Raw genomic sequence first — 11,502 nt, 5'->3', positions numbered from 1 at the left:
GAATGCCACCATTCTGGTGAAATGACACCGAGTGATTGACTACTCAGTGTGCAGCATGTCTGCTCTTTCCATTGGCGTTGCTATTTGTTCTACCAGACGCTAATTTTCCTGAGTCAGCAAAGCGACTTTGTTCTCTGAATCGCTAAGATTCTTCTCTAAAAGACGATGGTTAACTGCAAGTTCACTGTTGTTACTTCTGAGCCTATCCAATTGATTATCTCGCTTATTTAACAAGCCTTGTGTGGATTGTAGTTGAGTCGCCGTTTCAATAAGTCGTTCTTTCGCTTCTTCATGTTGTTCTGACAATGCAGAATGGTGTATTTTAAGTGTATTTAGCTCATTCGTTGCATAGTCCAACTTTACCAATACTTCCGCATGGGTCGTTTCCATTCTCGACAATTTAGCCGCCAGTTCGGATATTTTTTGCTTTGAATGAGTAAGCTCCGCTTCCAAAGCATCGCTTTTCTCTTCATAAAACTCATTGTGTTCGACTTGTTTTCGTAAACGTGCTTCTACGTCTTCCTCTGCTATCTCTTTAGCTTTTATTGCGGCATCAGATTTAATATCTAACTCTCTAACGCGAGCATCCATCAGCGCTTCATAATGATGCTGTGCCTTATTATTCAATCCGATAGCCATGTCCCGAAGTGATTTGCAAACGTCCTGCTCTTTTTTTGTCAGCATTTCTTGAATCTCAACAGGCAGTTCAAAATAAGCTCGTAAAGACCGCCAGTCTAAGCCGTCTTTGTCGTTGTTTGGCTCTGGTATTTCGGGAACTTTTCCGCTTTTAGTTAATCGGTCTAGGTCTGCCTGAATTGAAGAGATTTTTCCCCGACCGAGGATTTCTTTGATGTACCAGCCAGTTGGCTTCTTCCCTTTAACAGATAGTTGGGTCGCAATGTTTATGAGGTCGTCATCAGTATACGATTTCGGTCTTGCCATGTTATTTACCTATATTTTAGTTATTATTTAGGTTAGTTAGTTAACTGAGTAACTAACTTACTTATGACGGTGCTCTAAATCTGGGTTGTTATCGTTCTGGTTCGTTAACTGGTTACCAGGCTCTTGCAGCAAGGCAACTTCACCAGCGATTTTGTCTGATAGCTCAGGTGGCAGGTCTAACGTTGAGTTCAGTGCGGAGGCTAGATATTCACTTTGCTTTTTCAACACACCTTTGTCTTTTGCATTGATGGAAAGCAGGACTTTCCTAAATATATCAACGAGTTTGGGCACTAGAGCCTGCGTTAAGTTCTGTGTAAGTGTGCTCAGTCGTGAAGATTCCGCTTTCAGATCTGACACCTCTATTTGCATCATATCTCGCTCAACCTGTAATTGACCCAGCTTGACTTGTTCCTGAACGGTATCACCTATTAGGTTAGTCAGGTGTTTTTCGGTTTTTTCCTGCTCAATTAACAAATTAACGTGCTTCTTCTCGGTCAGCTCTATTTTGTCCTGAATTAGCTCTAACTGATGAGTATGATAGTTATAACTGCGTTCAGATTTCGGAAGGGTAGCCTCTCGGTTCATCTCTTTGCGTCGGTCAGATTGCCGTTCGGTTTCAGGAGCAAATATCACATTAAGCCCTTTAGCATGAAATAAGTGCTTATTCGCAAAATCCTTGACCATTTTTTGAAAAAAACGCCCGTAATCCTGCGATTCTTCACGAGTAAGTTTTCCGTTTTCGGGGAAGAAGTTTTTCACCGAGTACACTCGGTGGATATACTCGTTCACCACATAAATTTGTCTTTTGTGAAGATCATAATTGCCTGTTTCACTATTACGCCCTGAAAGGAAATAATGCGGGTGACAACCAGTATTTTGCTCAACACTCCGTTCGTCATCATGACCAATAATGGCTTCGATTGGATATTGTGGAAAATAATGAGTCAGGAACTTGCGCGTAAACTCAAGATACTCCTTCAGATTTACCGTATCAGAGCCCACTTCCCAACGGTGTGGAATCTTCAAGATACCCTCTTGCAAATAGACAGCATTAGTTGGCGCACGGCGTTGAACCTGATTATGGGCATTCAAATACGTTTCAAGCATTTTTATGCGCTGCTTTTTCCGTTGCATGTTGAGCTTTCTAAACCGTTCTATCTTTGAATACGAGACATGACCCTCGGTATCAAGCACTGTCTGAAGAAATTCAACGGCTTCGAGATTACCTTTTTGGGTTTCACTGGAAATCGCCTTTTTCATTTTTAGTCGATATTGGCGGTGCTGAGTTTGAAGTTTTTTCTGATTATAGATGCGCGGAACAGGGGCAATACGATACAGCAGCTCTGTACGAGTCTCTTCCGACCACGTATCTAATTGTGATAGCCTATCGTTACACCAGACAAGATTGTTAGCTGATAGCGCTTCATTCCATTCCAGCTTTTTAGTCGGTTTAGCCTTTGCTTGTGAATCGGATAAAGTAGTTCTCATTCTTAATGAATGCTTGAGCGATGCCTCACATTTAAGCCGACTCACCGACTGGGATGTGAAGTTAAACCTGCGATAAAAATAACGAATGTCTTTGTTCATTCTGGCCTCCCCAGAGGCCAGGTGCTTAGAGAGTCAAGAGAGGCTTCTCTTGCCCGCAGCTCACGTGCATCTTTTGCGTAGCAAAAGTGTGACGGGAGCGCAGCGGGTTGCTGTCGCGTTTCACTTTTCAAGTGAGCGACTTTGGCACGGCTAGTGCCAAATTTGGCAACGATATTGCCATGTGTGGCCCTGACAATGCCACACATGGCGGGGCGGAGAATACTCATAAAGTACCTCCGATAACACCTTGGATTAGCGCTTTAAGCTCTGGCCTATCTTGCAGAGCACTCACCAACGCTAATACATCTGATGGTACTTCAGAAGATACTTCAACGGGTATAACATCAGAATGTCCGAGTGCATCGGCAAGATGATTAGCTGCGACATTGGCAAAGTCAGGAGCATCTGAACGCATCCAGCGACCATAATGCTTATCTATCATATTTGTGCCAGTGTGCCCCATCTGACGTGCAATCCAGTCTTTACTAATTCCAGCAGTAAGATTTTGACTCGCATAAGTATGGCGTAACTGACCAACACCACGGTGCTGAACTTCAGCATTTTTCAGAAAAGGAGTGAAGAAGGTTTTGTTGAATTGCTTGGCATTCAGGAACGGTAGATTCGTTTTACTGTTATAAAAGACAAAACGCACTGTATCTTTTATCCATGTTTTACTGTCAGCTTGTAACACTGAGATGGTGTGTACCCGTTTTGACCCCGTCAGTTTTACCTGCTCTTTTAGAAGCGTTATCGCCAGTTCATTAAGTTCTACCGTCCGAACTGAACCCGCAGTTTTTGGTGTTTTATAATTATTCAACACCTTTGCTCGGCGAACATATAATTCTTTACGCTGCCAATTAACGTCATCCCAAGCTAGCGCCAGTAACTCACTGATACGAAGTCCTGTCAGTATATTTAAAAGCACTGCGCTTTTGCCGCTTAAACATTCTGCCAAAGTGTCATTCAGCTTCTTAATGTCAGACTTGCTAAGCGGGTTTGGTTCCTTGTTCGTGACGGTTAGGTTTTCAATTCCGTCCATAGGGTCACGCTCTATGACCCCATCACGCATTGCACGTTTGAACACCGCCCTGAGTATAATTAGGAATTCATTGATCGACTTGTTGCTGTATTTTCGGTGAAATGAAGTGATTAAGTCGTGAATGTCACTATGATTAACATCTTTTATCAAACGTTTCTTGAAGTACTTTTTGAGCTTTCCAGCTTTACTTCTGTCTACTCGAAGTGTTGAAGGAGCTACGGTATGTACACGGCTTTCAATAAATTTATCTATGACGACATTAACTAATGTCGAATTGCTGTTTTCCACGTTGATTGCACTTAGGCAGCTATCTGCTGCTCTCTATTTGAGAACAGCGTATAGGTAGAAAAAGCGAGTTTCAATATGAAAATACTAATATTTTTAATAGGTTAGTGTAAACAAATTGCCTTATCTTTTTTTATCAATAAGTTATTTCTTTGAAGTTTTTCAAAATAGTTGGCGGATAAAGCTATAGATAGGATTTGCATCCACCATCACTAATAAGAGCGGATCTAGGGGGGATATCCGAAAAACATTTAAAGAGATTCTGATTTTTGGATGCTTTCTAACATTTGAAGCCAACTATCAGCTTACAGATACGTGACCTATTTCATTTCCAAACGGGTGAGTTATTCTGACGTTTTTCCCAAGGGAGTTAGAAATTCGGATGCACTTTGTGCTGTGTGTCGACGCAGGCTAAATCAATGCTATTGAGTTTTACACAAGGAAAGAGACAAAACCTGATAGCAGTGGTCGTGCTAACACTTCTCTGGACAGAAACGTGTTTCTGTTGTTGCTCTTTGTGGTTGGGTGGTATTAGTTTTAGTATGGATGACCTCCAACTATGTTGCCAAACCTGTTTGACAACTGCAAAGGAAGCAATTGACCAATTTTTTACTGTAACTATTCCAGAGGTCGCAGGCTCTTTAACGTCTAGAGTTAATGAAAAATTTCTGGTACTAAGCCTGTCTGCACCTTCAAGTTTAGTGAGTATATTATAAGTTAATGCAATCTCCGAGGCTAACTCTACTAGCGGGTGGCTTATCTTCACTGTTTAGCGTGTTTGCGTGATCGTTTCGTATTCTTTCACCAAGTAATATGATGTTGACACATGTGATTATCGCTAAAGTCAACATCACAACTATCATCCGACTATAGCATTAGAACTCGTTTGACTTACATCAATAAGCAATTAATTGTTATCTGTTCGCATGCATAAAAAGTGAGTTATAGTGTCGTGGAGAAGTACACATAATGATTAGTTGGAGGTATTCGTGTCAGCAAAAAGTTTAGAGGAAATTACGAAAGGTTATTTTTCGGATATCCGAGACGGGCTAGAAAGCAAACGTTCTAAAAGAATTATAGGTAATGAAAATTTCTCAGCAGAGTCATTTGACGAGTTATCTGAATCGGTTGATTTATATAAGAGCGCTAGTGTTTCGCGTCGTTTAAAAGCGGAATCGAGCGGGGAGCTTACGGCTCCAGAAGAGTACACCTATCAGGACGCTTTACGACCATGGTTTAATAAGGTTGGATTAAACCAAAGTAAGGTAGGCCCGCATCCAGATTTCGCTCACTTAAAGGATTCGGATGAAATAGAGTTTCATCATATTGTTACAATGTTTGTAGACATAAAAAGAAGCTCTAGACTGTCTTTGTTAATGTCTTTACAAGATGCATATGTGGTGAAAAACCGAATTCTTCAAGCATGCGTTGATGTGATTCGTGCATTAGATGGTTACCCACATCGTCTTATGGGAGATGCTGTTATGGCTTTTTTTGGTGGGAAAGGCAATTGTCCTGAAGATGCGATAGCTAATGCTCTAAACGCATCTTCAGCGTTAAAGCTAATTCTTACCGAAACGGTTTTCCCAGAACTAAACAAACTTATAGGCAAAGACGTTAACCTAGGAGTTCGTGTAGGGTTAGATTATGGCTCTCATAAAGAGGTTGTTTGGGCCAATTATGGTTATGGTGATGCATCGGAAGTTACTGCTCTAGGTATACCAGTAGATCTTGCTTCAAAAGCCCAATCTCAAGCGCGAACGAATACAGCTATGTTGGGGCAAGGCATTTTAGATTATGTTGACTTTCCTGATAGATATTCTGAAATTAAAACCGTAGGTAAAGATAAGTCTGAGGAACGATATATATTGCCTAATATGAGCGACGAAAATGGTACTCCAATAAATCGTCGATGTCGTTTATTAAAAATGGAAATGTATCAAGATTTGTTACCAGTTCCATTAAATTGGAAAACTCTTGGAAATAGTCGATTAACCTATCGAGATAATATTAAATTCAAATGCTACTACAGGAAGAGTGATTCAGATGGTTGGGAAGAATATAAATCAGTTTCTTCTTTTTTAGAAAAAGATATGCAATTAAAGTTTGAGTTGGAGGTGTTAAATCCAAATGCACTTTCATCGCTATATCCTCTTAATGCGAAGTTTACAAAGAACAACCATGGTAAAGAAGCGCTTCAAGAAAAAAATGGTCTTACAGATACCAAAGTCCGTCAGATAGATAAACCTACCGATATGTATCAAAGTTCAATTGTACTTGATTTTCCAGAAGGTACTGCATATCGGGGACTGCACACTATGGAGGTTTCATTATCACCAAAATCGAATTTAAATGTTGTTATATATAGCGATATAATTGGCATCTTCATTAAATAATTAAATAATTAAATAATTAAATAATTAAATAATTAAATAATTAAATGAGGGGGAATGTTCCCCTCATATTTCATTTACAGATTGATAAGAACTTAGTAAATTCATGATGCTCAATAAAATAAACCATAGTAGCCAAACCTACCAATGAAATTGATAGTGCCACCCACAACCAATGTAAACTTTTTTTGAAGTTTTTCATCTTCTTAAAGCATATTTCTGAACAAATCCAATGATTTTCAAGGAGGTCTTCATTTATATTCTTTACAAACATATCATCGTTTATATTTATGCTTTCATAATAGAGCTTAAACTGCTCTAAATTAGGGCAATTTGAAGCTATTGATGCAAAAGATATGATTGATTCTTTTTCTGATGGCTTCAGGTTTGGTGAAAATATACTTTTTATAGTATAAAAGAACACTATCCAAGGTAATAATACCAATCCTAGAATTGCAACAGTCAAAGTTGCTGATATTACAGCACTGTCATCAGTTATAATGCTATAAAACAACGTTGAATAAATACCTAAAAATGTAACAGCAGCAGCTAGGCAAAAAGATGCTTTTTGATCAGCGGCCAGAGTGTAGCTATCTGTTCTTCGTAATGACTCAAAGAGTATCTGTGTTTTGTCTACCATGTTAATATCCCTGAATGATTTAGCCGATGTATATATCAGGCGCCTGACATAAAAAATGTATGATGACGTTTTGATGACGATCATAACAGATTCATGTCTGTTGTTATATTCGAATGACACAGAAGCTAGAGCGTAGTTATCTTAGGCATCCTCTCATTAATCTTAACCCTCCTCAACAAATAGCCTTTTACATAATGTTTTTGGGTGTTGATTAATTTTTGTCCAGTTACGAACAGAGCCGTTCAACAGCCAGACATAACTATAAGTATCTTAAGCTCAGTAGCGCGACCCGTTGCTGAGTAATCGCGCTAAAACACAAAGGGGTAGAGGCTCGTTACAGCACACGATGATGCAGTTGAAAAGCAACTATGGAGGGTTTCTTCCTAGTTGTCAGCACGTTTGGAAGGTTGGTATGTTAGCTTTAGTCTTCTATTAACGCATAGCTGACCCTATTAATTACCTCTGCTAACTGACTAATCGGCAATCGTTTCCCATACCGTCCGTAAGTCATACTGTTATTCCCGTGGCCGACGAGTTGAGCTGTGACGTGTTCAGGAATGCCTGATTGCTTCAACTCATCAATAAAGGTATGTCTAAATCCGTATGCAGTAGGTCGCTGACGGGGCTTCATTCCTATAGCAGTTTGATACTTACCAATTTTGATACAGTAAGATTTAGACCAATCGTTAAACTGATTATCTGGTATATAACTAAAAAGTTGCTTGCTGCTAGTAGTTTTAACCCTCGCCACGAAATCGAGAAACCCCATTTTTATTAGTTTCTCGTGGACAGGTACTTCACGGATGCTATTAACATTTTTTACATGCTTACCGTCTTCGCTTTCTGTAATTGAGAAATAGTAAATACCTTTCTCTTGCTTTATATCAGAAGCTTGTAGTTGGCAAACTTCAGAAGGGCGCATACCTGAAAGAGGTAGAATTTTTGAAATCCACTGAAACTCTTCATCTTTTTCTTTGAACAGAGGTGAACCGAAAAACTTCTTCATATCTTTCAATAGCCAACGATCCCGCTGTTCATCTTGGCGCTTAGTGGCCTTCTTCTGGACTTTTACATCCTCAAAAGCATTGAACCCTGTATAGTTCATCAGCTTGCAGTATTTAAAGAACTGGAAACAGGCGGCAAGGTACTCTTTATCTGTTTTAGGGCTTCGACCTTTTTTCAGTAATTCATCACGGTACTGCAAAGCATGAGCCGTCGTGACATCAGCAACTCTGTTTACTAGTGAAAACTGAATGAAATGCGTGATGCGTGATTCTAATTGATGAATTGTAAGCGGTCGGATTGATTGGAGCTTTTTAGAGTCGATAAACTTTACCAGTGCACATTTCAAGGAAATAAGTGATGTGGCTTGTTGTGTTAAGGACACTGATTGCGTCTGCATGGAAGTATTGCGTACTGGTATGGGTTTGGTTGTAAAAGTACTGTCGTTTTCGTCAAAGTTGCATCTAAGCTCATTGATGAGCTTATTTGCAGCAATATTGAAGTCTGTTAAGTGAGTCTGAGCTGTAATGCTGTCAATAAGCTGTTTGAGCTCTATCGCAACACTTAGATTGCGTAATGAGGCAACTCGACGATTTTTGGTTAGTAGTGAAATTTTTAGGTCGAAAGGAAACCCACGATCACGACAGTTCTTGGGTAGGCAAATACGGGTGTAGTAGTTATGGCTGGCAGTTTTGAATAGGTACATTGTCTCAGTCAATCCTTACGGTTTAACTTAGTACCCTTCAGATATGAAAAAAGCCGTTGATAATCAACGGCTTTGTCCATTTTAAAAGTGGTGGAGGGATAGGGATTTGAACCCTAGAACCGCTATTAACGGTTGCCGGTTTTCAAGACCGGTGCTTTCGACCACTCAGCCATCCCTCCAGCGCCGCGAATAATATAGTGGTGTGATTCGCTTGTAAATACCCTTATTAACTGACTGCTTTTTTTATGAACAAGTTTGTGTGTTTTTATATTGTCAGAGTGAAAATATATCGAAAAATGTTTCTGATCGCTTCGACTTAGAGGATTAGATCTCGTTTGAGAAAGGAAGATGGAGATAGGATCTCATACAACAGATGTGAGAAACGTCATTAAGATCGCAGCCTTAGCTTCTTGGTGCTTAGCCACTACTCCTCATTAGGTTAACTTGCCTTTATTGCTCATAAGATTCATAATAAATACATCTTATAGAGTGAAATATCCCAACATGCATATCACACGTTACACTGATTATTCCCTACGCGTTCTGATCTATTTAGCGATCAACAACCAATCTCTTAGCACCATCGGCGACATTGCTAACAGTTATGGTATTTCTAAAAACCACTTAATGAAGATCGTTCAGCAACTCAACCTCAAAGGGCACCTGATCGCTACAAGAGGAAAAAATGGTGGTTTGAAACTCAGTTGCCATCCAAGTCAGATCAACATAGGTACGTTAGTTCGAGAGTTAGAAGACAAACGTAACTTGGTTGAATGTTTTGGCGAAGATAATAGCTGTGTTATTACACCAAATTGCCAATTGAAAACAATCTTTGCTGAAGCTCAAGAGTGTTTTTACAAATGCTTAGACGCTTATAGCTTGCAAGATCTCCTCGGCGAAGGGCACAGCTACAAACTAGGGCAACTTTTGGCGGTTGACGTTATTTAAGTAAGTTTTGTTTACTCACTAGGTTTACGATGATGAAAGATTTAAATCAACCCCCTAACAATGGCGTTTCAATGACGGCATTTTTTGAGCTCGCGTTTCGACCGTTTTTTTTGTTTGCATCACTTTTTAGCGTTGCAGCTCTAGTTGGTTGGGCCGCGTTTTGGAATGGTAGCGCAACTCTGAATGTTTATGGCGGAGCAATGTGGTGGCATATTCATGAAATGTTATTTGGCTTTGCAGCTACTGTCGTGGTTGGCTTTTTACTGACGGCCGTACAAAACTGGACGGGTGTCCGTAGTATTAACGGACGCGGGTTAATGATACTTCTGGTTATCTGGCTGTGTGCGAGAATAGCCATGTTCCTACCTAATGCCTTTAGCCCTTGGTTGGTGGCTGGGCTCGATTTACTGTTTTTGCCTGTCGCTGTCATTTATCTTGCTCACAATATTGTCAGTGTGAAACTTTGGCGAAATCTATTGTTCGTTCCCATTTTGCTGCTAATGACTTTTGCCAATGCGGCGATGCACTATGGTGTTCTATTTCAGCAGCCAATCTTAATTTCACAAGCTAGCACAAGCATGGTGCTGTTGGTGACTCTAGTCATGTGCATTATGGGTGGACGAGTCTTTCCTATGTTTACCGCGAATGGCACACAGACACCACGAACCCCTGCATTACCATGGCTTGAAAAGCTGAGCATCGTGAGCACGATTTTCGCCGTTGTGTTGAGCTTTCAGATACTTCCAGTTCCACAAGATATCGTTGCTAGCGTGTTTATTGTCAGTGGCCTGGCAAATGCGGTTAGGGCGGTAAGGTGGAAAATATGGGGCGCTTTTAAGACTCCTCTTGTGTGGTCTTTACACTTAAGCTACTGGGCCATTTCGTTAGGATTGGTCTTGTATGGCGTTTCGATCATTTCGTCATTGGTCACACAATCACAAGCGATTCATGCCTTAACCGTGGGTGGAATGGGGGTGATGATCTTATCAATGATCTCACGCGTCTCTCTAGGACATACAGGTCGAGCTATTGCGATTGGTAAAATAATGACTGCGGCGTTAATTGCCATTGTTTTTGCCTTTATTGTTCGAGTATTTGGTGGATACTTTACCAATAATATTGTCTCTATCATCACCTTATCGAGTGCTCTGTGGGTTGTCGCGTACAGTTGTTTCGTTGTGTTGTACTTACCAATTTTAATAAAACCAAGGGCTTAAATACCTCAAGACACCAAGCAGCCAATTTGGCTAATATTAAAGTTGCATTTAAAATGCACCTTTAATATTATGACCTTAATGAGTTACTTAAATACAATCAAAGAGAGCATAATTATGAGCTGTTGTGGCGGATGTGGTGGTTCAAACCACGAAGAAAAAGCAAATGAAGCTGAACAAAAAAAACAAGCAGAGCAGCAAGATACTAAGCAAGAAAACGCTTAATTAGATCTGCACTCAAGCCAAGTTTAAAAATCCAGAGACTTCGATGAAGCCTCTGGATTTTTTTATCGTTATGTATTCACAATGAGAACCTGAAGAAACCTAGGGCACTATTCCAATAAACATCCCCCAATTCTTCAAGTTACTTGGTCATGCATTGGTGGCGTAGGTCTACATGTTTATTGGCAGGGATGTTTTGTTGCAACAGTGACGTCGAATTTCGATAGGTTATAAAGGTAAAGAGTCAGTTACCTATGCTATATGTTTAAATACAACAGAGCGGTAATAGGCTTGAAGTTGCCGTGATAAACAGGTTTAAGTCAGATTCCGATAGTTAAGGACTTTGACTGGTTGACTAACTGACTCTTAGATTCGATTAACTTTACGCTAGATGCAAAAAAGCCGCTGATTTCTCAGCGGCTTTCTTAAATGTGGTGGAGGGATAGGGATTTGAACCCTAGAACCGCTATTAACGGTTGCCGGTTTTCAAGACCGGTGCTTTCGACCACTCAGCCATCCCTCCA

The 11,502-nt window shown here is 40.2% G+C and carries 9 protein-coding genes and 2 tRNA genes; 4 read left to right on the top strand and 7 right to left on the bottom strand.

All coding sequences use genetic code 11. The features are described 5' to 3' along the window. Positions 1–99 precede the first annotated feature (99 nt). The 3 genes from AB6E08_RS16935 to AB6E08_RS16925 all read right to left on the bottom strand — a co-directional run bounded on the left by AB6E08_RS16935 (position 100) and on the right by AB6E08_RS16925 (position 3,856). Positions 100–942 carry a hypothetical protein gene (locus AB6E08_RS16935; protein ID WP_069591843.1) on the bottom strand — a complete coding sequence of 281 codons (843 nt, stop codon included), beginning with the start codon at positions 940–942 and terminating at the stop codon, positions 100–102. 57 nt (positions 943–999) lie between these two features. Beyond that, the gene (locus AB6E08_RS16930) at positions 1,000–2,529 is read right to left on the bottom strand and encodes a hypothetical protein (protein ID WP_372063786.1); all 1,530 of its coding nucleotides are present in this window, start codon (positions 2,527–2,529) and stop codon (positions 1,000–1,002) included. A 223-nt stretch (positions 2,530–2,752) separates the two neighbouring features. Next, complete coding sequence (locus AB6E08_RS16925; RefSeq protein ID WP_017101772.1) at positions 2,753–3,856, bottom strand: site-specific integrase; 1,104 nt, start codon at positions 3,854–3,856, stop codon at positions 2,753–2,755. A 986-nt stretch (positions 3,857–4,842) separates the two neighbouring features. Here AB6E08_RS16925 and AB6E08_RS16920 point away from each other — a divergent pair. After that, on the top strand, positions 4,843–6,249 hold the full coding sequence (locus AB6E08_RS16920; protein ID WP_017101770.1) for a nucleotide-binding domain-containing protein: 1,407 nt from the start codon (positions 4,843–4,845) through the stop codon (positions 6,247–6,249). Between the two features lie 70 nt (positions 6,250–6,319). Here the strand turns inward: AB6E08_RS16920 and AB6E08_RS16915 are convergent, their stop codons facing one another. From AB6E08_RS16915 to AB6E08_RS16905, 3 genes are all read right to left on the bottom strand, one after another. Further along, positions 6,320–6,886 (bottom strand): hypothetical protein, encoded by a 567-nt coding sequence (locus AB6E08_RS16915; RefSeq protein WP_372063788.1) that lies wholly within the window; start codon positions 6,884–6,886, stop codon positions 6,320–6,322. Positions 6,887–7,307: 421 nt separating this feature from the next. Continuing rightward, the gene (locus tag AB6E08_RS16910) at positions 7,308–8,594 is read right to left on the bottom strand and encodes a site-specific integrase (RefSeq protein WP_017099608.1); all 1,287 of its coding nucleotides are present in this window, start codon (positions 8,592–8,594) and stop codon (positions 7,308–7,310) included. Positions 8,595–8,682: 88 nt separating this feature from the next. Beyond that, positions 8,683–8,773, bottom strand: a tRNA-Ser gene (locus AB6E08_RS16905). Positions 8,774–9,098: 325 nt separating this feature from the next. On the opposite strand from AB6E08_RS16905, the gene AB6E08_RS16900 reads away from it, so the two are divergent. The 3 genes from AB6E08_RS16900 (at position 9,099) to AB6E08_RS16890 (ending at position 10,981) form a co-directional block, all read left to right on the top strand. Further along, positions 9,099–9,542 carry an Rrf2 family transcriptional regulator gene (locus tag AB6E08_RS16900; protein ID WP_009848694.1) on the top strand — a complete coding sequence of 148 codons (444 nt, stop codon included), beginning with the start codon at positions 9,099–9,101 and terminating at the stop codon, positions 9,540–9,542. 32 nt (positions 9,543–9,574) lie between these two features. Continuing rightward, complete coding sequence (locus tag AB6E08_RS16895) at positions 9,575–10,759, top strand: NnrS family protein (RefSeq protein ID WP_017101393.1); 1,185 nt, start codon at positions 9,575–9,577, stop codon at positions 10,757–10,759. A 78-nt stretch (positions 10,760–10,837) separates the two neighbouring features. Then, entirely contained in the window at positions 10,838–10,981 is a 144-nt protein-coding gene (locus AB6E08_RS16890) for a hypothetical protein (protein WP_157044877.1), read from the top strand. Positions 10,982–11,410: 429 nt separating this feature from the next. On the opposite strand, the gene AB6E08_RS16885 is transcribed toward AB6E08_RS16890, so the two are convergent. Further along, positions 11,411–11,501 (bottom strand) — tRNA-Ser (locus AB6E08_RS16885). Between the last annotated feature and the right edge of the window lies 1 nt (position 11,502).

The sequence above is a fragment of the Vibrio sp. 10N.247.310.24 genome, from assembly GCF_041467175.1.
GTDB lineage: Bacteria > Pseudomonadota > Gammaproteobacteria > Enterobacterales > Vibrionaceae > Vibrio > Vibrio tasmaniensis_A.
This window is presented reverse-complemented; position numbering and strand designations above follow the sequence as displayed.